Here is a 22,669-nt window from a genome sequence, read left to right on the forward strand (position 1 = left end):
CGTCGCTACCAGCAAACGGGCGCATTACACCGGCCCGACTGAACGACAGGCAGCTTGCGAACAACTCTGAGTCCCGGAACATCCGGGAATTGTCGAGGCAGTGACAGTATCGATCAGGTCGCTTGAGGCACTTTTTACCGGCCCCGTCCTCGCTTCTGTTTCACGTTAGTTCAAGCATGGCAAAGCGCCACGCTCCAGGACAAAAAAATGACTAAAAGCTGACGGAAGGAAAAACCAATCAAACGCGCGTCAATAATATGTCTTTTTGTGCGGTTTTCGGTTGACGAGTTCACAGGGAAAGGATCAACCGTCCGGCAAAAAGAATCAGCACCACCCCCATGGTCCGCTCGAACCAGTGGCCCATGCGCATGAAGACTTCCCGCACCTTGGCGCTGGAAAAAAACAGCGCCACGACCACAAACCACAACGCATTCACCATGCACATCCAGAGCCCATACAACGCCTGGATCTGCAGCGGTGTCGTCGCACTGATCAAGGTGGTGAAGATCGCCAGGAAAAACAGCGTGGCCTTGGGGTTGGTGGCGTTGGTCAGGAAACCGGTGACAAAGGCCTTGAAGGGCGTTTGCCCGGTAGCGGCCTGTTCGTTGTTCTGTTCTTTTTCAAGGGAGGACTTGGGTTGGCTGCGCAGCAGGCTGATGCCCAAGTAGAGAATGTAGGCGCCGCCCACGACCTTGGCGGCGGTCAGTAACCACGCAGTGGTGTGCATCAGCGCGCCGACGCCGAGCAAGGTGTAGAGGACATGCACCGAGATGCCGGCACCGATGCCCAGTGCAGTGCAGATACCGACCCATCGGCCGAAGCGAACGCTCTGGCGAATCGTCACGGCGAAATCGGGACCGGGCGCGACCACCGCCAGAAAGTGCAGGGTGGCCAGGGTCAGGAATTCACCAAGGTAGTTGGATAGCATTTCAGCTCCAAAAGGTCAGGGGCGAGGAGTCGCCGCGATAACCGACAAAAAAAGAAAGGCTCAGGCGTGGGGCGGCCACACCGGGGCTGACCGAATGCATGCATCGCGAATTGAACATGATGAAGTCGCCGGGTTGCGGTCGTACTTCCAGGGTCGGGCGGCCGAGTAAGGCGGGGTCGATGCCGTAGCTGTCGCCGCGCATCTCATCGAACAGGTCTGGCGAGACATGCTTATCCCACATTTGCAGCGCGCCACCTTCAGAGGGCATGTTGAGGTAGACGTTGCAGGCGAGCTGGGCTTGCAGGCTGTGGGCCTGAAAACTGTCGGGTGCATCCTTGGCGAAAATATCGTGATGGGCCAGGAAGCACACGCCGGGTTTCACCACGCGGGACAGGCCTACGTACATCTTCCGGCCATAAAGGCTTTCCAGGTGTGCTCCCGCCGGCCAGGTTTCGTCGAGCATGCAGCGCAACGTGTCGACCGGCGAGGAGTAGGGGGCACAGCGGTTGCGCAGCTCGACGATATTGCGACCGGCCTGGCTGAAGTAGTCCTCGATCAGTGGCGGCTGATTCTCGGCTTCGTAGAAGGCCATGCCGATGCGCCCGATGCTGGGGGCGTTGATATAACCTTCGAAACCGGGGGCAAGGATCTTGTTGCCAATTTCAATGGCCAACGATTCCGGCAGAAAGTTTTTCAAGCGCACGGCGAGCACTTCGCCATCTATCAGTTTCTTGATGCACCACTGATCGAGGTGCTCGACATCAAGCATCATGAGACAGGTCCGTCTGAATAGGGGGAGGGGCCTGCGAGCGGTTCCTGGTCGCAAGGGGGGCGGGTATCAGGCCACGTGGTAGTGCACCGACAGCGTGCCTTTCTTTTGCGAAAGCGAGGCGATGGTGACGGCTCCCAGTTCCTGCAGCCGTCGCACATGGGTGCCGCCGCAGCCGTAAGCCGTCAGCTCGCCGAACCCGACTTCCCGGGTGCCTTGGCGAAGTGCGATCAGGCGAGGCAAGTCCTCGGCGATCCATGCATCGATGCCCTGCTGGATGATCGATGTGTCCAGCTCTTCGGGATGTTCCCCAGGCTGGAACTGCACGCGGCTTTCGCCAGGCCAGTGGTGGGCCTTGATCGGTTTCCAGCCACGGCTTTCGGCGAAATGGCCGATCAGGTGCCCGGCCGAATGCAAGCGTGAATTCAGCAGCCGCCGCTGTTCATCCACGCGGATCGCGGCCATGCCCGGGGTCACTGGGCGGTCGACGTAATGAATGATCTGTTGCCCGTCCTGAACGACACGCAGTACTTGGCTGTCGCCGATCCATCCGGTGTCGCAGGGCTGGCCGCCGCCCTGGGGGTGGAACAGGGTGGCGCGCAGCACCACGGCGAATTCGTTTTCCCGGGGGCTGCAGTCCAGGACTTCCACGTTGGCCTTGAGGTCATCGCTATGGAAAAAAAGGCGAAGCGTCATGGTCCATACCCACATCAGAAATTGTGACGGGATTATAGGTAGCGTGTAAAAGGGTGATAATCCGTTCAATTTTCAAAGGACTGTTGCACCATGAGCACAAATCTACCGTTGCCGTTGCTCGCCGAAATGGCGGTCTTCGTCAAGGTTGTGGAGACCGGCAGCTTTTCCGAAGCGGCCCGCCAGTCAGGCTCGTCGCCTTCGGCCATCAGCCGCAGCATTTCTCGCCTGGAGAAAGCCCTGGCGACCCGACTGCTGCAGCGCACCACCCGCAAGTTACGTTTGAGCGATGGCGGGGAAGAGGTGTTCAAGCGCTGCCAGGAGATGGTCGCCGCCGCTCGGTCGGTGATGGAGATCAGCGGCCAGTTCACCCAGGAAGCGGAAGGGCGCATCCGCGTCAGCGTGCCCAAGGCCGTGGGGCGTTTCGTGATTCATCCACACATGCCTGAATTTTTGCGCCGTTATCCGAAGGTCGATGTGGAGTTGTTCCTGGAGGATCGGCCGGTCGACCTGATCGATGATCACGTCGACCTGGCCATCCGGATTACCGATCAACCATCGGCCGGGCTGGTGGGGCGCCAGTTGCTGACCATTGACCACCTGCTCTGCGCCACGCCGCAATACCTGGCGGAACACGGTGTTCCCACGCATCCCCACGATTTGCTGGAGCACAGTTGCATTTACTTGGGCGAAACGCCCAATGACGCGCGTTGGAAATTCAAGAAAGGCAGCAAGTCGGTCACCGTAGGCGTGCGTGGACGCTATGCGGCCAATCACACGGGGGTACGGTTGGGGGCGGTCTTGCAGCACATCGGCATCGGTAGCCTGCCGTATTTCACCGCCCGTCACGCCTTGGAACAGGGGTTGATCGTGCAGGTATTGGCCGACTGGACGTTCCTCGCTTCTTACCACGGTGGCTTGTGGTTGCTGCATTCGCCGACCCGCTACCTGCCGCCGAAGCTGCGGGTGTTCATTGATTATCTGGTGGAGTGCCTGGCGAAGGAGCCGACCTTGAACAAGATGGGGGGAGGGGGGCGTTCCAGCAGGGTCGCGGCGCACTACGAGTTGCCGGAAAGTGATGGGTTGTTCTGACGGGCCTCATCGCGAGCAAGCTCGCTCCCACAGACGGTCATGATCAACCGCAGCCAGTGTGGGAGCGAGCTTGCTCGCGATGAGGCCCGTCCAGGCAACACACTTGGGCAAGGCCAAAAAAAGGCCCGCCGGTTTAACCGTGCGGGCCTTTTTGCAGGACGGATCGCAATCAGTGCTTGCTGTCCTGGTCCGACATCGCCAGCAGTTGCTTTTCCTGGTTCCAGTCGAAAGGCTCGTCGTTTTGCTCGGCTTCGAAGCGACGTTCTTCCAGGGCCTGGTAGAGGGCGATTTCTTCGTCAGGCATGTAGTGCAGGCAGTCACCGGCGAAGTACCAGAGCAGGTCGCGAGGCACCAGGTGGGCGATCTGTGGGTAACGCACGATCACTTGGCACAGGAGGTCCTGGCCCAGGTACTGGCTTTCGATCGGGTCGACAGGCAATTGCGCGCGCAACTCGTCGAAGCGTTCCAGGAACAAGGCGTGGCTTTCTTCGGGCACCTGTTCGGCCTCACCCACGGCGACCAGGATGCTGCGCAAGTGGTCAAGCAAGACAAGGTGATCGGCAACGACATTGGACACGAGATAAGTCCTCAAGAGCAAAACGGGCGCAGGAGTATAAAGCCCTTGCGCCCGCTTTTATAGGTGACGGCGTACCTGGCCGTCAGTATCAACGGACCTTGTCTGGCGCCAGCGTCAGTTCGGCCTTGTCGAAATCATCCACGTCGATGACATTGCGCCGTGCCGCCTCGGCCGCGCGCAAGGTCTGCGCTTCACCGGCTTGCAGCACGCCGGCCTCCAGGGCCGCATCGATGAGGGATTCGCCAGGCGCCGGATTGAGCTGACCCTGCTTGAGCGCACCGTGCAGTTTCTTGTGCAGCGGATGGGCGGTCGCCAGCAGGTCGGCGGCGTGTTGCAGGGCGCCCACCGGATCGTCGGTCGATTGCGGGCGATAGCAACCCTGCAGCAACTCTTCGAGGGTCGGGTCCCCCTTGGGCCGGCCGATGACCGCAGCCACCTCGGCGTCGAGCCTGTCGCTCGGGCCCTTGTGACGCCGACCGAAGGGGAACACCACCAGGCGCAACAGGCAACCCAGCACCCGGTTCGGGAAGTTGCTCAGCAGTTCATCCAGCGCACGTTCCGACTGGCCGAGGCTTTCCTCCATGGCCCAGGTGAACAGCGGCGTCATGTGGTCCGGAGAATCCAGGTCGTGATAACGCTTGAGCGCGGCGGACGCCAGGTACAGGTTGCTCAAGACATCGCCCAGGCGGGCCGACAAGCGTTCGCGGCGTTTGAGCTCTCCGCCCAGCAACATCATGCTCAAGTCCGCCAGCAGCGCGAATGCCGCGGCCTGCCGGTTGAGGGCGCGGAAATAACCCTGGCTCAAGGCATTGCCGGGGGCTCTCTCGAAATGCCCCAGGCCCAGGTTGAGCACCAGGGTGCTGGCGGCGTTGCTGACGGCGAAACCGATGTGCTTGAGCAACAAGGCGTCGAACTCGACCAGCGCCTGGTCCTTGTCTTCACGGCTTGCCAGGGCCATTTCCTTGAGCACGAACGGATGGCAGCGAATGGCGCCCTGGCCGAAGATCATCAGGTTGCGCGACAGAATGTTCGCGCCTTCGACCGTGATGAAGATTGGCGCACCTTGCCAACTGCGCCCCAGGTAATTGTTCGGGCCCATGATGATGCCCTTGCCGCCATGTACGTCCATGGCGTGGCTGATGCACTCGCGACCACGCTCGGTCAGGTGGTACTTGAGAATGGCCGACAGCACCGAAGGTTTTTCCCCCAGGTCCACGGCGTTGGCGGTCAGCATGCGTGCCGCGTCCATCAACCAGGCGTTGCCGCCGATGCGCGCCATGGCTTCCTGGATACCTTCGAACGCCGACAACGGTACGTTGAATTGTTCGCGCACCTGGGCGTACTGGCCCGTCACCAGGCTGGTGAACTTCGCCGCGCCGGTGCCCACCGCCGGCAGGGAAATCGAGCGCCCGACCGACAGGCAGTTCATCAGCATCATCCAGCCCTTGCCGAGCATCGCCTGGCCGCCGATGAGGAAGTCCAGCGGGATGAACACGTCCTTGCCCCAGTTCGGTCCGTTCATGAACGCGGCGCCCAGGGGCAGGTGACGGCGGCCGATATGCACGCCTGGGGTGTCGGTGGGAATCAAGGCGAGGCTGATGCCCAGGTCTTCCTCGTCACCCAGCAGGTGGTCGGGGTCATACGCCTTGAAGGCCAGGCCCAGGAGCGTGGCCACCGGGCCGAGGGTGATGTAGCGTTTTTCCCAGTTCAGGCGCAGACCGAGGGTTTGCTGGCCTTCCCATTCACCCTTGCAGATGATGCCGGTGTCGGGCATCGCCCCGGCGTCGGAGCCGGCCAGCGGCCCGGTCAGGGCGAAGCAGGGGATATCGTCGCCGCGGGCCAGTCTCGGCAGGTAATGGTCGCGTTGCTCGTCGGTGCCGTAGTGCAGCAGCAGTTCCGCCGGGCCGAGGGAGTTGGGGACCATCACGGTGGAGGCCAGGTCGCCGCTGCGGGTGGCCAGTTTCATCGCGACCTGGGAGTGGGCATAGGCGGAGAAGCCCTTGCCACCATATTCCTTGGGAATGATCAGCGCGAAGAACCCGTGCTCCTTGATATGGGCCCAGGCTTCAGGGGGCAGGTCCATGGCCTGACCGATCTGCCAGTCGCTGACCATCGCGCAGAGGGCTTCGGTAGGGCCGTCGAGGAACGCCTGCTCTTCCTCGGTCAGTTGCACCTTGGGGTAGGCCAGCAGCAAGTCCCAGTCCGGGCGACCGCTGAACAGTTCGCCATCCCACCACACCGTGCCGGCATCGATGGCGTCGCGTTCGGTCTCGGACATGGGCGGTAGGGTTTTCTGGAACCAGTCGAACATCGGCGCGCTGAAATATTTGCGGCGCAGGTCCGGTAGCAGCAGCGGGGCCGCGACAGCCGCGAGCACCACCCAGAGGATCAGCATCAGCCAGCCGGGCGCGTGGCTGAAAATGCCCATGGCCAACAGGTAGACCGCGACGATACCCAGCGCGGGCAGCGGGGCGGAGCGCCGATGCGCCAGCCAGGCGATCCCGACAACCAGGACCAGTATCCACAACAACAGCATATGTAATCCTCCGTGAACCAAGGCAAAACCGACCTTCAGAGCTTAGACGGCATCTGCAAAACCGGCAGTCGGCGCGATGTGATTGATTTCGTGGGAAACCCTGGTTGCATTGCGCCAGTCTGGTTGGCAACAGCCGCGGGAAATCGTTCGTTAACAAGGTGAGAAAACGCCATTGTTTGGCCAGAATGCCGTTATCCCTGGGCGGGGGCTGTGGATAAACTCGTGGAAAGCGCTCCGTAGGAGCTGCCGAAGGCTGCGATCTTTTGATCTTGATCTTGATCTTGATCTTGATCTTTCGCTTGCGATTCAACTGTCTGGGACAAGATCGCAGCCTCGTTGCACTCGACAGCTCCTACGCGGGGGTGATGTTTTTCCAGAGGCCTTCCCTTTATGCAGCAATACCTGAACCCCGGCCGCTTCATCGACAGCGATCATCCCGCGGTCATCGACTTCGCCGAAGCCCACCGCGGCGCCGAGCGCGACCCGCGGGCCCAGGCGGTCAACCTGTATTACGCCGTGCGCGAGGCGGTGCGCTACAACCCCTATACCTTCAGTCGCGACCCGGCGACCTTGCGCGGCAGTTACGCGCTGGCTGCGAGTGAAAGCTATTGCGTGCCCAAGGCCACCTTGCTGGCCGGCTGCGCCCGGCATTGCGGCATCCCGGCGCGGATCGGCCTGGCGGATGTGCGCAACCACCTGTCCACCCCGCGTCTGCTGGAACTGCTCAGGAGCGACGTGTTCGCCATGCACGGTTATACCGAGCTGTACCTGAACGACCGCTGGGTCAAGGCCACGCCGGCTTTCAACCAGGGTTTGTGCGTGTTGTTCGACGTGGCTCCGCTCGAGTTCGACGGTCGCCACGACAGTGTCTTCCACCCGTTCAATCGGCAAGGGGCGAAGCTGATGGAGTACATCACCGACCATGGCCAGTTCGCCGACGTGCCCGAGGCATTCTTCTTCGAACACCTGGAAAAGTGCTACCCGCATCTGTTCGGCGAACAGGTGCCGCGCTTGCTCGGCGACATGCAGGACGATTTGAGTCGCGCCTGATCAGGCGTATGCTGCTGCGGCATTTATCCATCGAGGACGCCGTGATGCTGAAGATATGGGGCCGGAAAAATTCATCGAATGTGCGCAAGGCATTATGGTGCGCGGAGGAGTTGGGGCTGGCCTACGAGTCCATCGATGCGGGCGGGGCGTTCGGTGTGGTGGACACGCCCGAGTACCGCGCGAAAAACCCCAATGGCCGCGTGCCGACGATCGAGGACGACGGCTTCGTGCTGTGGGAATCCAACACCATCGTGCGCTACCTGGCGGCCCGTCATGCGTCGGGATCGGCCTGGTATCCTGCCGACGTACAGGCCCGGGCCCAGGCTGAAAAATGGATGGACTGGACCACGTCCAGCTTTGCCGCACCGTTTCGCACGGTGTTCTGGGGCGTCTTGCGCACCCCGGCCGAACAACAGGATTGGACGGCCATCAACGCGGCGATCAAGGAGTGCGACGATTTGCTGGCCATGGTCGAGCGGACCTTGAGTGCACAGCTTTACCTGTCGGGTGATGAAATCGGCATGGGCGACATTCCCTTGGGCAGTTTCATTTATGCCTGGTTCGAGATGCCCATCCAGCGCGCCGAGCGGCCTGCCGTACAGGCCTGGTACGCGCGGTTGCAGCAGCGCCCGGCCTACCGCAAAGCCGTCATGACCGCGTTGACTTAATACCTACTATCAACACGCTTGACTGTACTTGTGCGGCGACGCCAAGCACCATTGCCTCGGTGCGCCGTGTTGCATTGCTCGCCGCCCGCCCTTATCTATTCTTTTCTTCCCTCCCTTCTTGGTGCGTAATCCGATATGAGTTCCGCTCTGTCCATCCGGCAGCTAACCAAAACCTACGGCAACGGTTTCCAGGCCTTGAGTGGTATCGATCTGGACGTCGCCGAAGGTGATTTCTTCGCCTTGCTCGGCCCTAACGGTGCCGGCAAATCCACCACCATCGGCATTCTTTCCACCTTGGTGAACAAGACCAGCGGCACAGTGAACGTGTTCGGTCATGACCTGGACCGCGAGCCCGCAGCCCTCAAGCGCTGCATCGGCGTGGTGCCCCAGGAATTCAACTTCAACCAGTTCGAAAAGACCTTCGACATCGTCGTGACCCAGGCCGGTTACTACGGCATCCCGCCAAAGATCGCCAACGAGCGCGCCGAGCAGTACCTGACCCAATTGGGCCTGTGGGACAAGCGTGACGTGCCGTCCCGTTCACTGTCCGGCGGCATGAAGCGTCGCCTGATGATCGCCCGCGCGCTGGTGCATGAGCCGCGCCTGCTGATCCTCGACGAACCGACCGCCGGCGTGGACATCGAGCTGCGTCGCTCGATGTGGAGCTTTTTGACCGAGCTGAACCAGAAAGGCATCACCATCATCCTCACCACCCATTACCTGGAAGAGGCCGAGCAGTTGTGCCGCAACATCGGCATCATCGACCACGGCACCATTGTCGAGAACACCAGCATGCGCCAGTTGCTCAGCCAGCTGCATGTGGAAACCTTTCTGCTGGACCTGAAACACGACCTGAAGACCGCGCCCCAGCTCGTCGGCTATCCGGCCCGCCTGGTGGACAGTCGTACCCTGGAAGTGCAGGTGGACAAAGCCGTGGGCATCACCGGGCTGTTCACCCAACTGGCCCTGCAAAACATTGAAGTGCTGAGCCTGCGCAACAAAACCAATCGCCTCGAGGAGTTGTTCGTGTCCCTGGTGGAGAAGAATCTGGCGAAGGTGGCGGTATGAGCATGAGTTCCGAACTGCGCCCCAACCTCATCGCCCTCAATACCATCGTTTACCGTGAAGTCCGGCGTTTCATGCGGATCTGGCCGCAGACGCTGCTGCCGCCGGCCATCACCATGGTCTTGTACTTCGTGATCTTCGGTAACCTGATCGGTCGGCAGATCGGCGACATGGGTGGCTTCACGTACATGGACTACATCGTGCCGGGGCTGATCATGATGTCGGTGATCACCAACTCCTACGGCAACGTGGTGTCGAGTTTCTTCGGCAGCAAGTTCCAGCGTTCGATCGAAGAGCTGATGGTCTCGCCGGTGTCGCCCCATACGATTCTCATCGGCTACACCTTGGGCGGTGTCCTGCGCGGCCTGGCGGTGGGCCTGATCGTGACCCTGCTGTCGTTGTTCTTCACCGATCTGCAGGTGCATCACCTGGGGGTGACGATATTGGTGGTGGTGCTCACGGCCACGATCTTTTCGCTGCTGGGGTTCATCAATGCCGTGTTTGCGCGCAACTTCGATGACATCTCGATTATCCCGACGTTCGTGCTCACGCCGCTGACTTACCTGGGCGGGGTGTTCTACTCGATCTCCCTGTTGCCACCGTTCTGGCAGACCGTGTCCCTGGCCAACCCGGTGCTGCACATGGTCAACGCGTTCCGCTACGGCATCCTCGGGGTGTCGGACATCAAGATCAGCATCGCCATCACCTTCATGCTGGTGGCAACCGTGGTGCTCTACATCGGCTGCGCGCGGTTGCTGGTCAGCGGGCGCGGCATGCGCACCTGACCCCAGCCCCCTGTGGGAGCGAGCCTGCTCGCGATGGCGTCGGGTCATTCAGTCATTTTCCGGCTGAAACACCGCTATCGCGAGCAAGCTCGCTCCCACATTGAAATGCATTCCCTTGCGGGAGCCTGCTCGCGATGGCGTCAGTCGAAACACCACAAGAAAGGCCTCCATTCCCAGGAGGCCTTTTTTGCAGCTCACATCCGGCTTTTCTTGCGCCGCCGCCACTGTCGCGCCACCCACCAGCGCCAGTAACTCATGGTGACGAAGTAGGCCAGGGCGCCGAGCACCAGGCCGGTCACCACCGAGCCCAACAGGAATGGCTGCCACAAGGTGGACAACTGGCCGCTGATCCATTCCCAGGTCAGTTCTTCGGGCAGTGTCCGGGCAGGCACGTCCATCAGCCAGGCGCCGGTCTGGTAGGTGCAGAAAAACACCGCAGGCATGGTGATCGGATTGGTCAGCCACACCAGGCTCACCGCGATCGGCATATTGCCGCGCACCGTGACGGCCAACGCGGCGGCCAGCAACATCTGCAACGGGATCGGCAAGAACGCGGCAAACAGGCCAACGGCCATCGCCCGGGCCACGGAGTGCCGATTGAGGTGCCAAAGGTTGGGGTCGTGCAGCAGGGTGCCGAGAAAACGTAAGGACTTATGTTCCCGAATGCTCTCTGGGTCTGGCATGTAACGTTTGAATAGGCGCCGGGGCATAAGGCTTCTCGGTCGGTTCAACGCAGTAAGGCCGCAAGTATGTCTGGATTCTACGGCTGGCAGATTCAGACTTTGTGACAATTGATAACGCCAGGGGTGCCGCTGAGCGTCTATGCCTGAAGAGGGCACTCTCAAGGACGGGTTATGCGCACAGGGTTAGTCGCGCTTGCATTGGGGTTGTTGGCCCCGATTTGTTTACCGGCACTGCCGCCGTTGTGGCTGGTGACAGCCATGCCGGTGCTGGCGCTGATGGTGTTGCCGTTTCGAACCTACCCGTTGGGTTTTTTCCTGTTCGGGCTGGCTTGGGCCTGCCTGTCGGCGCAGTGGGCGCTGGACAATCGATTGCCCGCCGCCCTGGACGGAGAAACCCGCTGGGTCGAAGGGCGCGTCGTCGGTTTGCCGCAACAGGGCGACGGCGTGGTGCGCTTCGAACTGGCCGATGCCCATTCACGTCGTACCCGATTACCGACAACGATGCGCCTGGCCTGGTTCGGGGGGCCGCCCATCAACAGTGGCGAACGATGGCGATTGGCAGTGAAGCTCAAGCGGCCCGCCGGGTTGTTGAATCCACACGGCTTCGACTATGCCGCCTGGTTGTTGAGCCGCGGCGTTGGCGCGACCGGTACCGTCAAGGACGGGCGGCTCCTGCAGGCGGCCCGGGGCGCCTGGCGTGACGGGGTGCGCCAGGCGCTGGCACAGGTCGACGCCCATGGCCGCTCCGGCGCGCTGGCGGCATTGGTCCTGGGCGACGGCGGCGGGCTGAGTCGCGAGGACTGGCAGGTTTTGCAAGACACCGGCACCGTTCATTTACTGGTGATCTCCGGGCAACACATCGGTCTGCTGGCCGGCCTGGTGTACCTGTTGGTGGCTGGCGCGGCGCGTTATGGCCTGTGGCCGGTAGGGCTGGCGTGGTTGCCCTGGGCCTGTGCGCTGGCCTTTTGCGCCGCCCTGGGCTACGGCTTGCTCGCCGGCTTCGAGGTGCCGGTACGACGGGCCTGCGCGATGATTGGCCTGGTGTTGCTGTGGCGCTTGCGTTTCAAACAGCCGGATCCGTGGTGGGCATGGCTGCTGGCTTTCACCGGGGGGCTGGTGTTCGACCCGCTTGCCAGCCTGCGGCCAGGGTTCTGGTTGTCGTTTGCGGCCGTGGCCATCCTGATGTTCACCTTTGGCGCTCGCCTGGGGCCCTGGCGCTGGTGGCAAACCTGGACCCGTGCCCAGTGGCTGGTTGCGGTCGGCCTGTGTCCGTTGCTGTTGATCGTGGGTTTGCCGGTCAGCCTCAGCGGGCCGCTGGTGAACTTGCTCGCGGTGCCCTGGATCAGCCTGCTGGTCTTGCCGCCAGCGCTGCTCGGCACGGCGTTGTTGCCAGTGCCGCTCATCGGTGAAGGCCTGCTGTGGATCGCCGGCGGGTTGCTCGATCTGTTGTTCAAGGGGCTGGGGCTGATTGCCGGACGAATACCCGCCTGGGTCCCCGTTGCGGTCCCGCCGTGGGCCTTGGGCATCGCCGCTTCAGGGGCATTTCTGCTGCTACTGCCCAAAGGCGTGCCACTGCGTGTGTTGGGGTGGCCTATGGTGCTGCTGATGGTATTTCCCCCGCGAGAACACCTGCCGCAAGGGCACGCCGAGGTCTGGCAACTGGACGTGGGCCAAGGGCTGGCGGTGCTGGTACGCACCCGGCATCACAGCCTGCTTTACGACGCCGGGCCGCGCTTTGGCGAGGCCGATGCGGGCGAGCGCGTCGTACTGCCGACCTTGCGCAAGCTCGGTGTGCACGGCTTGGACCTGATGCTCCTCAGCCATGCCGACGCCGATCATGCCGGCGGTGCCCAAGCGGTGCGCAATGGGCTGCCGACGATGGAAGTCATCAGTGGTGACCCCGAGGCGCTGCCCGATGAACTGCAAGCCGGGCCTTGCGACAGCGGCAGGCGCTGGGAATGGGATGGCGTCGGGTTCAAGCTGTGGCGCTGGGCATCTGCTGTCGAAAGCAACCAGAAGTCCTGCGTCCTGCTGGTGGAAGCCAGCGGCGAACGCCTGCTGTTGACCGGCGATATCGACATCCCTGCCGAGCGCGCCTTGCTCGACGAGGCCCTGGCGCTACCGATCCAGTGGCTGGCCGCGCCTCATCACGGCAGCCGCAGTTCGTCGTCGATGGCGTTGTTGTCGCGCCTCAAGCCGCATTCGGTGTTGATCTCCCGAGGGCAGGGCAACGCGTTCGGTCATCCCCATCCCCAAGTGATGGCCCGCTACCGTCGCTCGGGCCTGGCGATCTACGACAGCGCCGAGCAGGGCGCCATTCGTCTGCAACTGGGCGCGTTCGAGTTACCGCGCACCGAGGCCGGGCACCGACGTTACTGGCGCGATCCGCCCGCCGTCGGGACGCCGGGGCAACATTGATCCAGGGCAATCGGCTGATGCGCTTATCGGCGGGGCGGGTCTGCAAGGCGAGTGTGTGTGATAAAGTGGCGCACTTTTTCGAGGGGGCAGTCACTGTGTGGGAATTGGTCAAATCCGGCGGCTGGATGATGTTGCCGATCATTCTGAGTTCCATCGCGGCACTGGGTATCGTTGCCGAACGCCTGTGGACCCTGCGGGCCAGCCGCGTGACCCCGGAGCATCTGCTCGGGCAGGTCTGGGTCTGGATCAAGGACAAGCAGCTGAACAAGGACAAGCTCAAGGAGCTGCGGGCCAGTTCGCCGCTGGGGGAAATCCTCGCCGCGGGCCTGGCGAACTCCAAGCATGGTCGCGAGATCATGAAGGAGTGCATCGAGGAAGCCGCCGCCCGGGTCATCCATGAACTGGAGCGCTATATCAACGCCCTGGGCACCATCGCCGCCATGTCCCCGTTGCTGGGGCTGCTGGGAACGGTGCTGGGCATGATCGACATCTTCAGCGCGTTCACCGGTTCCGGCATGACCACCAATGCCGCGGTACTGGCCGGGGGGATTTCCAAGGCCCTGATCACCACCGCCGCCGGCCTGATGGTGGGTATTCCGGCCGTGTTCTTCCATCGGTTCCTGCAACGCCGCGTCGACGAGTTGGTCGTTGGCATGGAGCAGGAAGCCATCAAGCTGGTCGAGGTGGTGCAGGGTGACCGTGACGTGGACCTGGCTGGGGGCAAGCAGTGAAATTCCGCCGCAAGCCACGGGAAAACATCGAGATCAACCTCGCGTCGCTGATCGACGTGGTGTTCATCCTGCTGCTGTTTTTCGTCGTGACCACCACGTTTACCCGGGAAACCCAGCTCAAGGTTGAATTGCCGCAAGCCGTCAGCGGCTCGCCGGCCGAAGACCAGCAATTGAAGAACCTGGAAGTCACCATCAGCGCCGAAGGGGCGTTCTCGGTGAATAACCAGTTGCTGCCCAAGAGCGACCTGGCGAGCCTGATCGAGGCCCTGCAGAAAGAATCCGGCGGCGACACCAACCTGCCGCTGTCCATCAGTGCCGACGGCAAGACCCCTCATCAATCGGTGATCACCGCCATGGACGCGGCCGGCAAGCTCGGCTTCAGCCATCTGCGCATGACCACGGTCGAGGCGGCTCCCGCACCCTGATGGCCATGTCCGATCGATTGCTTGCCGCGTGGTACGAAGGCCATCCGGCCCTGGCCCTGCTACGGCCGCTGGAGTGGTTGTACCGGCGGGTGGTGGTGGGCAAGCGCGAGCGTTTCCTGGCGGGTGAAGGCCCGATCTACCAGCCCCCCGTGCCGTTGGTGGTGGTGGGCAATATCACCGTGGGTGGCACTGGCAAGACGCCGTTGATCCTGTGGCTGATCCAGCATTGCCAGCGCAGCGGCTTGCGGGTCGGGGTGGTCAGCCGGGGCTATGGCGCCAAGCCGCCGCAACTGCCGTGGCGGGTCGCGGCCGGGCAGGGCGCCGACATCACGGGGGACGAGCCGCTGTTGATCGTCCAGCGCACGGGTGTGCCGTTGATGATCGACCCCGACCGCGGCCGCGCGGTCCAGGCGCTGCTGGAGGCCGAGCCGCTGGACCTGATCCTGTCCGACGACGGCATGCAGCATTATCGGCTGGCCCGGGACCTTGAGCTGGTGCTGATCGACAGCGCCCGAGGCCTGGGCAACCGGCGTTGCCTGCCCGCCGGGCCGTTGCGCGAACCGGTCGAGCGCCTGCAATCGGTCGACGCCGTGCTGTACAACGGCGCCAGTACCGACCGCGAAGACGGCTTCGCCTTCCAATTGCGCCCCACCGAGCTGGTGAACCTGGCCAGTGGCGAACGCCGCCCCTTCGACCATTTTCCACCCGGCCAGGCCCTGCACGCCGTGGCCGGTATCGGCAACCCCCAGCGTTTCTTCACGACCCTCGAAACGCTACACTGGCGGCCAATACCGCACGGGTTTGCCGACCATGCCGAATACAGCGCCCAGGCCTTGAACTTCACGCCATCCCTGCCGGTGGTCATGACGGAAAAAGACGCGGTCAAATGCCGTGCCTTCGCCGCGCCCGACTGGTGGTACCTGGCGGTGGACGCCGCGCCGTCGCCGGCCTTCGCGGCCTGGTTCGATACGCAGCTGATGCGCCTGTTGCCGGACCGACTCTTGCCTTAACACCTTTTACCCAGGGGAACTCCATGGACACCAAACTGCTCGATATTCTGGCCTGCCCGGTCTGCAAAGGTCCGCTCAAGCTCAGCGCCGACAAGACCGAACTGATCAGCAAGGGTGCCGGCCTGGCCTACCCGATTCGCGACGGCATCCCGGTGATGCTCGAAAGCGAAGCCCGCACCCTGACCACCGACGAGCGTCTGGATAAATGACCACCGCCTTTACCGTTGTCATTCCGTCGCGCTTCGCCTCGACGCGCCTGCCCGGCAAGCCGTTGCTGTCGATCGCCGGCAAGCCGATGATCCAGCACGTCTGGGAGCAAGCCAGTAAAAGCAGCGCCCAGCGCGTGGTGGTGGCGACTGACGATGCGCGTATCGTCGAGGCCTGCAAAGGCTTTGGCGCCGAGGTCGTGCTGACGCGCGAAGACCATAATTCCGGTACCGATCGCCTGGCGGAGGTCGCGGCGAAGCTCGGTCTTGCCGCCGACGCGATCGTGGTCAATGTACAAGGTGACGAGCCGTTGATCCCGCCGAGCGTGATCGATCAGGTCGCCGCCAACCTCGCGGCCCACACCGAAGCGCGCATGGCCACCCTGGCCGAGCCGATCGAGGATGTGCAGACCCTGTTCAACCCCAACGTGGTCAAGGTGGTCAGCGACCTCGATGGCCTGGCGTTGACCTTCAGCCGTGCGACGTTGCCCTGGGCGCGGGATGCCTTCGCCCAAGGTCGCGACGTGATGCCGCAAGGCGTGCCGTACCGTCGTCACATCGGCATCTACGCCTACCGCGCCGGCTTCCTCCAGGACTTCGTCGCCTGGGGCCCGTGCTGGCTGGAAAACACTGAAGCCCTGGAGCAGCTGCGAGCGCTATGGCATGGCGTGCGGATCCATGTCGCCGATGCGTTGGTGGCCCCGCCGGCCGGTGTCGACACCGCCGAAGACCTCGAGCGCGTTCGTCGCCTGCTGGAGGCTTGATGCGGGTCCTGTTCGTCTGCCTCGGCAATATCTGCCGCTCGCCCACCGCCGAAGGCATCTTGCGCCACAAGTTGCGAGAGGCCGGGCTGGCCGGGCAGGTGGAAGTCGCTTCCGCCGGCACCGGTGACTGGCACGTCGGCAAGGCCCCGGACAAGCGTAGCCAGGCGGCGGCCTTGAAGCGTGGCTACGACCTGTCGGCCCAGCGCGCGCAACAGGTGACGCGCGCCGATTTCGCCGCCTATGACCTGATCCTGGCGATGGACAGCAGCAACCTGCGCAATCTCCAGGCCCTGCAACCGGCCAATGGCAAGGCCGAGTTGGATCTGTTCCTGCGGCGCTACGAAGCCGAGCTCGATGACGTGCCGGACCCGTACTACGACGGCGAGCAGGGCTTCGAGCAGGTGTTGGACTTGATCGAGCGGGCCACCGATCGCCTGGTGATCGAATTGAAGGGGCGGTTATGACCTTGCAGGTACGGGCGGGCGTCAGCCTCAAGCCCTTCAACAGTTTTGGCGTAGACGTCAGCGCCCGATTGTTCGCCGAAGCCCGCGACGATGAGGAGGTTCGCCAGGCGCTGGCCTATGCCCGCGAGCATGCCGTGCCGCTGCTGGTGATCGGCGGCGGCAGCAACCTGCTGCTGACCGGCGACATCGACGCCTTGGTGCTGCGCATGGCCAGCCGGGGGATCCGCCTGCTCAGCGAGGATGGCGAACGGGTGGTGATCGAGGCCGAAGCCGGGGAACCCTGGCATCCTTTCGTCCAACATACGTTGGCGCAAGGTTGGTCGGGCCTGGAAAACCTCAGCCTGATTCCCGGTACCGTAGGCGCGGCACCGATGCAGAACATCGGCGCCTACGGTGTGGAGATCAAGGATGTCTTCGCCGGCCTCACTGCGCTGGATCGCCAGACCGGCGAGCTGAGGGACTTCACCCTTGAAGACTGTCGGTTTGCTTATCGCGACAGCCTGTTCAAGCAGCAAGCGGGCCGCTGGTTGATCCTGCGGGTGCGCTTTGCCCTCAGCCGCGGTGCACACTTGCACCTGGAGTACGGCCCGGTCCGCCAGCGATTGAGCGAACAGGGCATCGCTCTGCCGACGCCCACGGATGTGAGTCGGGCCATTTGCAGCATCCGCAGCGAAAAACTCCCCGACCCGGCCATGCTGGGCAATGCCGGCAGCTTCTTCAAGAACCCGCTGGTGCCGGCCACCCACGTGGCGTATCTCAGGCAGCAATACCCTGATCTTGTGGCTTATCCACAGCCAGCAGGGCAGATGAAGATCGCCGCCGGCTGGCTGATCGAACGGGCCGGCTGGAAGGGCTTTCGCGAGGGGGATGCCGGGGTGCATAAGTTGCAGGCGTTGGTGCTGGTCAACTACGGCAATGCCACCGGCCCGCAACTGTTGGACCTGGCCCTGCGGATCCAGAAAGACATTGCCGAACGTTTCCAGGTCGAGCTGGAAATGGAGCCCAATCGGTACTGAGCCGCCTCACCCAGCACCTGAAAAAACGCCCTGCACACTCTTGCACATGAACATTTGTGCAGGATTGTGCAGGGCGTTTTGCTTGATCCTGGGTTAATTTAGTTCGCTAACGATGCGACCATCGCATCCTAAAGGCCCGATGCAGACGCCTGTGTGCGCCTGCATAAGAGAGCCCGATCAGCCTGAGCCAGTCTGCAACAACCGACCCGTTACCCAAGCGGCAGATTGCTCGACCCCATCACTCGAATTATTGTGCGGGCGTGCCCATGATTACCCTGAAACTCAATGGAAAAGACCATCAACTGGATGTGACCGAGGACATGCCGCTGCTGTGGGCTATCCGGGATGTGGCCGGTTACAACGGCACCAAGTTCGGCTGTGGCCTGGGCCTGTGTGGCGCCTGCACCATCCACATCGACGGCGCCCCGGCGCGCAGTTGCATCACGCCAATCGGCTCGGTGAAAGGGCAGGACGTCAGCACCATCGACGGGCTTCATGCCGACCCGGTCGGGCAAATCGTCCAGAAGGCCTGGCTCGACACGGCGGTGGCCCAGTGCGGTTACTGCCAGGGCGGGCAGATCATGTCCGCCACCGCGTTGCTCAAGACCAACCCCAACCCGAGCGATGAGCAGATCGAAGAAGCCATGGTCGGCAACATCTGCCGTTGCGGCACGTATAACCGGATCAAGACCGCGATCCGCCAGGCTTCCACTCACCTGAAGGAGGCCAAGGCATGAGCCGCTTGCCCGATGATTTCGTGCTGAGCAACCTCAGCCGCCGTGGTTTCCTCAAGGGTGCGAGCGCCACCGGCGTGCTGGTGCTGGCGGCCACCTGGGGCCTGCCGGATGCCTTTGCCGAGGAAAAGAAATTCGGCGCCGAGGGCATGCCCCATGGCGCGGTCGACGACCCTAAGGTGTACGTCAGTATTGCCACCGATGGCAGCGTGACCGTGATCTGCAACCGTTCGGAAATGGGCCAGGGCGTGCGCACCAGCCTGAGCATGGTGGTCGCCGACGAACTGGACGCTGACTGGGCGCTCGTCAAGGTCAAGCAGGCGCCGGCCGATGAGGCGCGTTTCGGCAACCAGGACACCGACGGTTCGCGCAGCATGCGTCACTGGTACGAGCCGATGCGCCGTTGCGGGGCTGCCGCCCGGACCATGCTGGAACTGGCCGCTGCCGCCCAGTGGAAGGTCCCGGTGGGTGAATGCCATGCCCAACTGCACAAAGTGCTGCACCAGCCTTCGGGACGTGAACTGGGCTATGGCGAATTGGCTGCCGCCGCCAGTGCCTTGCCCGTGCCGGCCCGTGACAGCTTGCGTCTCAAGCAGCCATCGGAGTTCCGCTACATCGGCAAGGAAGCGAGCCGGGCCATCGATGGCGCGGACATCGTCAACGGTCGTGCGGTGTTTGGTGCCGATGTGCATTTCGACGGCATGCTCTATGCGGTCATCGCGCGTCCGCCGGTCTATGGCGGCAAGGTCAAGAGCGTGGACAGCAGCGCGGCGTTGAAGGTACCGGGCGTGGTCAAGGTGGTCCAGATAGAGGGACGTCCGCTACCCTCGGAATTCCAGCCGTTGGGCGGCGTAGCGGTGGTGGCGAAGAACACCTGGGCGGCGATCAAGGGCCGCGAGGCGCTGAAAATCCAGTGGGACGACGGCCCGAATGCCGGTTATGACTCCATTGCCTATCGCAAGGAACTGGAAGCGGCCGCCCTCAAGCCTGGAAAAGTCGTGCGCAGCAGCGGTGACCTCGACGATGCGCTGGCCAAGGCTGATTCGACGTTGGAGGCGTCGTATTACTTGCCGCACCTGTCCCAGTCCCCCATGGAACCGATGGTTGCCGTCGCCCGGTTCAAGGACGGCCAATGCGAGGCTTGGGCGCCGAGCCAGGCGCCGCAGGTGACCCGTGAACGTGTCGCCGAACGCCTGGGTATTCCTTTCGAGAAGGTCACGGTGAACATCACGTTGCTGGGCGGCGGTTTCGGACGCAAGTCGAAACCCGACTTTGTCGTCGAGGCGGCGGTCCTCGCCAAGGAGTTTCCCGGCCAGGCGGTACGGGTGCAATGGACCCGCGAGGACGACATTCACCATTCGTATTTCCACACCGTATCGGCCGAATACCTCAAGGCCGGCCTGAACCAGGACGGTATGCCGTCCGGTTGGCTGCACCGCACCGTAGCCCCGAGCATCACCGCACTGTTCGCACCGGGCATGACCCACGAGGCGCCGTTCGAAATAGGCATGGGCGTGACCAACATGGCCTACGCCATTCCCAACCTGCGCCTGGAAAACCCCGAAGCGGTGGCCCATGCCCGGGTGGGCTGGTATCGCTCGGTGTCGAATATTCCTCACGGCTTCGCAATCCAGAGCTTCATTGATGAACTGGCCCACAAAGCCGGCCAGGATCCGCTGAAGTACCAGGTCAAATTGCTCGGGCCGGACCGTAAGATCGATCCGCGTACCTTGAGCGAAGAATGGAACTACGGCGAATCCCCCGAGCGTTACCCGATTGATACGGCGCGGATCCGCACGGTGCTGGAAACCGCCGCGAAGGCCGCCGGTTGGGGCCGGAAGCTGCCCAAGGGCCGTGGCCTGGGGCTGGCGGTGCACTACAGCTTCGTCACCTACGTGGCGGCGGTGCTCGAGGTGGAGGTCAAGGACGATGGCACGGTGATCGTGCACAAGGCGGACATCGCCGTGGACTGCGGCCCGCAGATCAACCCCGAGCGCATCCGCTCCCAATTCGAAGGCGCCTGCGTCATGGGCCTGGGCAATGCCATGGTGGGCGAAATCAGTTTCAAGGATGGCAAGGTGCAGCAGGACAATTTCCATATGTACGAAGTGGCGCGCATGTCCCTGGCGCCCAAGGAAGTGGCCGTGCACCTGGTCGCGCCGCCGGGTGAGGTGCCGTTGGGTGGGGTTGGCGAGCCGGGCGTGCCGCCGATTGCGCCGGCCCTGTGCAACGCGATTTTCGCCGCCACCGGCCAACGTATCCGTAACCTGCCTGTGCGCTATCAGCTGCAAGGCTGGCAACAGGCCAAGGCCTGATGGACAGCGTCGATCTGAATGTCCTGCGCAGCGTGCTCGAGTGGCGCCGCGCCGGGCAGCGGGTGGTGTTGTTCACCGTGGTCCAGACCTGGGGCACTGCGCCAAGGCCGCCGGGGGCGATGCTGGCCCTGCGCGAAGATGGCGTGGTGATCGGTTCTGTGTCGGGCGGTTGTGTCGAGGATGACCTGATCGCCCGGCTGCACGACGGCCGTATTCCGGCGGACGGTCCGCCGGTGCAACTGATCACCTATGGCGTCACCCGCGAAGAAGCGGCGCGCTTCGGCCTGCCGTGCGGCGGCACCCTGCGCCTGACCGAGGAGCGGGTGGGCGATCCGCAGTGGGTCGCAGAGCTGCTGGAGCGCTGCGAGGCCCATGAAATCGTCGCCCGTGAGCTGACGGTGACCAGTGGCAACGTGGTCCTGACCTCGGCCAGCAAGACCGACGCCCTGGTGTTCGATGGGCAGGTGTTGCGGGCCATTTACGGCCCGCGTTGGCGGTTGCTGCTGATCGGTGCCGGGCAATTGTCGCGCTACGTGGCGGAAATGGCCCGGCTGCTGGACTTCGAAGTGCTGATCTGCGATCCGCGCAAGGAGTTCGTCTATGGTTGGGAAGAGCAGCATGGGCGCTTCGTCTCGGGGATGCCCGACGAAGCCGTGTTGAGCATCCAGACCGACGAGCGCACGGCCATTGTGGCGCTGACCCATGATCCACGCCTGGACGACATGGCGCTGCTCACGGCCCTGGACTCCAAGGCTTTTTATGTCGGCGCCCTGGGGTCGCGGGTCAACAGCCAGAAACGCCGGGACAACCTGGCTCAGCTAGGCTTGTCTGCGGAGGCGATTGACCGCTTGCATGGACCGATCGGCTTGCACATCGGCAGCCATACCCCGGCGGAAATCGCCTTGTCGCTGCTGGCCGAAATCGTGGCCATCAAGAATGGCGTGGAACTGCGGCAGAAAAAACCGCTGTAAGCCGTGGGTAAGGAGGGCGTATGAGCGAGTCGATTGGCGTGATCATCCTGGCGGCCGGAACGGGCAGCCGTTTTCGCCGGATTGCAGACCCCGGCAAGGATAAATTGCTCGCCGATTGCACCGGGCGTGACGGTGCCGTGCGCTCGGTAATCGAGCAGGTGCTGGTGAATCTGCCAGCCTCCCTGGAAAAGCGCGTGCTGGTAACGAGCAAGGATCGACCGCAAGCCATTCGCATGGCCCAGGCCTATGGCTGCGATGTCGTGGAGCTGGACTCCCCTGGCTTGGGCGACAGCATTGCCGCCGGTGTCCAGGCCTGCCCTGAGCTTGATGGCTGGCTGATGGTGCTGGGTGACATGCCCTTCATCCTGCCGTCGAGCATCGAGCAGGTGGTGGCGGCGATTCGCACGGACGGCATCAGCGTGCCGGTCCTGGCCGGTGAGTACGGGCATCCGGTGGGGTTTGGTCGTGGGTTTGGGCCGAAACTGATGGCATTGACCGGCGATCGCGGCGCCAAGGTATTGTTTGCCGGGGCGCAAGTGGTCGAAGTGCCGGTGGATGACCCTGGCGTGACCTGGGATGTGGATGTGCCAGAGGCGCTGGTCTTCAAATAACAGGCGACGCAGAACCCTGTGGGAGCGAGCTTGCTCGCGAAAGCGGTCTGACTTCAGCATTGATGCAAGCTGACCCGGCGCCATCGCGAGCAAGCTCGCTCCCACATTGGATCTTCAGTGGGCATAAGTCTTGTGCCTGGTCCCAGTCTCCCTGTGGA

At 63.0% G+C, this 22,669-nt stretch carries 23 protein-coding genes; 17 read left to right on the top strand and 6 right to left on the bottom strand.

Annotated features, from left to right (window positions below):
* Positions 1-289: 289 nt before the first annotated feature.
* The 3 genes from BLQ55_RS18635 to BLQ55_RS18645 form a co-directional block, all read right to left on the bottom strand.
* Positions 290-928: a LysE family translocator gene (locus BLQ55_RS18635; RefSeq protein WP_092255774.1), complete on the bottom strand. Its 639-nt coding sequence runs from the start codon at positions 926-928 to the stop codon at positions 290-292.
* A 1-nt stretch (position 929) separates the two neighbouring features.
* The gene (locus BLQ55_RS18640; RefSeq protein ID WP_092255777.1) at positions 930-1,700 is read right to left on the bottom strand and encodes a 2OG-Fe(II) oxygenase; all 771 of its coding nucleotides are present in this window, start codon (positions 1,698-1,700) and stop codon (positions 930-932) included.
* 66 nt (positions 1,701-1,766) lie between these two features.
* Positions 1,767-2,393 carry an alanyl-tRNA editing protein gene (locus BLQ55_RS18645; protein ID WP_092255780.1) on the bottom strand — a complete coding sequence of 209 codons (627 nt, stop codon included), beginning with the start codon at positions 2,391-2,393 and terminating at the stop codon, positions 1,767-1,769.
* 90 nt (positions 2,394-2,483) lie between these two features.
* Between BLQ55_RS18645 and BLQ55_RS18650 the strand changes: the two genes are divergently transcribed.
* Positions 2,484-3,482 carry a LysR family transcriptional regulator gene (locus BLQ55_RS18650; protein WP_092255783.1) on the top strand — a complete coding sequence of 333 codons (999 nt, stop codon included), beginning with the start codon at positions 2,484-2,486 and terminating at the stop codon, positions 3,480-3,482.
* Between the two features lie 169 nt (positions 3,483-3,651).
* Here the strand turns inward: BLQ55_RS18650 and BLQ55_RS18655 are convergent, their stop codons facing one another.
* Complete coding sequence (locus BLQ55_RS18655) at positions 3,652-4,059, bottom strand: PA2817 family protein (RefSeq protein WP_003204309.1); 408 nt, start codon at positions 4,057-4,059, stop codon at positions 3,652-3,654.
* Between the two features lie 88 nt (positions 4,060-4,147).
* The gene (locus BLQ55_RS18660; RefSeq protein WP_092255786.1) at positions 4,148-6,595 is read right to left on the bottom strand and encodes an acyl-CoA dehydrogenase; all 2,448 of its coding nucleotides are present in this window, start codon (positions 6,593-6,595) and stop codon (positions 4,148-4,150) included.
* Positions 6,596-6,985: 390 nt separating this feature from the next.
* On the opposite strand from BLQ55_RS18660, the gene BLQ55_RS18665 reads away from it, so the two are divergent.
* The 4 genes from BLQ55_RS18665 (at position 6,986) to BLQ55_RS18680 (ending at position 10,163) form a co-directional block, all read left to right on the top strand.
* Positions 6,986-7,645 carry a transglutaminase-like domain-containing protein gene (locus tag BLQ55_RS18665; protein ID WP_092255789.1) on the top strand — a complete coding sequence of 220 codons (660 nt, stop codon included), beginning with the start codon at positions 6,986-6,988 and terminating at the stop codon, positions 7,643-7,645.
* A 44-nt stretch (positions 7,646-7,689) separates the two neighbouring features.
* Positions 7,690-8,313: a glutathione S-transferase family protein gene (locus BLQ55_RS18670; RefSeq protein ID WP_092255944.1), complete on the top strand. Its 624-nt coding sequence runs from the start codon at positions 7,690-7,692 to the stop codon at positions 8,311-8,313.
* A 135-nt stretch (positions 8,314-8,448) separates the two neighbouring features.
* Complete coding sequence (locus BLQ55_RS18675; protein WP_092201886.1) at positions 8,449-9,381, top strand: ABC transporter ATP-binding protein; 933 nt, start codon at positions 8,449-8,451, stop codon at positions 9,379-9,381.
* A gap of 2 nt (positions 9,382-9,383) precedes the next feature.
* Entirely contained in the window at positions 9,384-10,163 is a 780-nt protein-coding gene (locus BLQ55_RS18680) for an ABC transporter permease (protein ID WP_170842314.1), read from the top strand.
* A gap of 194 nt (positions 10,164-10,357) precedes the next feature.
* Here the strand turns inward: BLQ55_RS18680 and BLQ55_RS18685 are convergent, their stop codons facing one another.
* Positions 10,358-10,873 (bottom strand): DUF2062 domain-containing protein, encoded by a 516-nt coding sequence (locus BLQ55_RS18685; protein ID WP_046063671.1) that lies wholly within the window; start codon positions 10,871-10,873, stop codon positions 10,358-10,360.
* 144 nt (positions 10,874-11,017) lie between these two features.
* Between BLQ55_RS18685 and BLQ55_RS18690 the strand changes: the two genes are divergently transcribed.
* From BLQ55_RS18690 to BLQ55_RS18745, 12 genes are all read left to right on the top strand, one after another.
* Positions 11,018-13,264 (top strand): DNA internalization-related competence protein ComEC/Rec2, encoded by a 2,247-nt coding sequence (locus BLQ55_RS18690; protein WP_092255792.1) that lies wholly within the window; start codon positions 11,018-11,020, stop codon positions 13,262-13,264.
* Between the two features lie 95 nt (positions 13,265-13,359).
* Entirely contained in the window at positions 13,360-13,995 is a 636-nt protein-coding gene (locus BLQ55_RS18695) for a MotA/TolQ/ExbB proton channel family protein (RefSeq protein WP_162491247.1), read from the top strand.
* Entirely contained in the window at positions 13,992-14,420 is a 429-nt protein-coding gene (locus BLQ55_RS18700; protein ID WP_053123850.1) for an ExbD/TolR family protein, read from the top strand. Before BLQ55_RS18695 ends, BLQ55_RS18700 begins: the two co-directional genes overlap by 4 nt.
* Positions 14,420-15,430, top strand: coding sequence for a tetraacyldisaccharide 4'-kinase (lpxK, locus tag BLQ55_RS18705; RefSeq protein ID WP_092255795.1), 1,011 nt, complete (start codon positions 14,420-14,422; stop codon positions 15,428-15,430). Before BLQ55_RS18700 ends, lpxK begins: the two co-directional genes overlap by 1 nt.
* A gap of 23 nt (positions 15,431-15,453) precedes the next feature.
* Complete coding sequence (locus BLQ55_RS18710) at positions 15,454-15,639, top strand: Trm112 family protein (RefSeq protein ID WP_003179363.1); 186 nt, start codon at positions 15,454-15,456, stop codon at positions 15,637-15,639.
* Positions 15,636-16,400 (top strand): 3-deoxy-manno-octulosonate cytidylyltransferase, encoded by a 765-nt coding sequence (kdsB, locus tag BLQ55_RS18715; protein WP_092201894.1) that lies wholly within the window; start codon positions 15,636-15,638, stop codon positions 16,398-16,400. Before BLQ55_RS18710 ends, kdsB begins: the two co-directional genes overlap by 4 nt.
* Positions 16,400-16,864 (top strand): low molecular weight protein-tyrosine-phosphatase, encoded by a 465-nt coding sequence (locus BLQ55_RS18720; protein WP_060741219.1) that lies wholly within the window; start codon positions 16,400-16,402, stop codon positions 16,862-16,864. The genes kdsB and BLQ55_RS18720 overlap by 1 nt, the downstream gene beginning before the upstream one ends.
* Positions 16,861-17,880, top strand: a complete 1,020-nt coding sequence (gene murB, locus BLQ55_RS18725; protein WP_092201896.1) for a UDP-N-acetylmuramate dehydrogenase — start codon at positions 16,861-16,863, stop codon at positions 17,878-17,880. The genes BLQ55_RS18720 and murB overlap by 4 nt, the downstream gene beginning before the upstream one ends.
* Before the next feature lie 266 nt (positions 17,881-18,146).
* Complete coding sequence (locus BLQ55_RS18730; RefSeq protein ID WP_060741221.1) at positions 18,147-18,617, top strand: (2Fe-2S)-binding protein; 471 nt, start codon at positions 18,147-18,149, stop codon at positions 18,615-18,617.
* Positions 18,614-20,929, top strand: coding sequence for a xanthine dehydrogenase family protein molybdopterin-binding subunit (locus BLQ55_RS18735; RefSeq protein ID WP_092255798.1), 2,316 nt, complete (start codon positions 18,614-18,616; stop codon positions 20,927-20,929). The genes BLQ55_RS18730 and BLQ55_RS18735 overlap by 4 nt, the downstream gene beginning before the upstream one ends.
* Positions 20,929-21,900 (top strand): XdhC family protein, encoded by a 972-nt coding sequence (locus BLQ55_RS18740; protein WP_092255801.1) that lies wholly within the window; start codon positions 20,929-20,931, stop codon positions 21,898-21,900. The genes BLQ55_RS18735 and BLQ55_RS18740 overlap by 1 nt, the downstream gene beginning before the upstream one ends.
* A gap of 20 nt (positions 21,901-21,920) precedes the next feature.
* On the top strand, positions 21,921-22,511 hold the full coding sequence (locus BLQ55_RS18745; RefSeq protein ID WP_092255803.1) for a nucleotidyltransferase family protein: 591 nt from the start codon (positions 21,921-21,923) through the stop codon (positions 22,509-22,511).
* Positions 22,512-22,669 lie beyond the last annotated feature (158 nt).

It is taken from the genome of Pseudomonas sp. NFACC13-1, from assembly GCF_900104425.1.
Lineage (GTDB): Bacteria > Pseudomonadota > Gammaproteobacteria > Pseudomonadales > Pseudomonadaceae > Aquipseudomonas > Aquipseudomonas fluorescens_AA.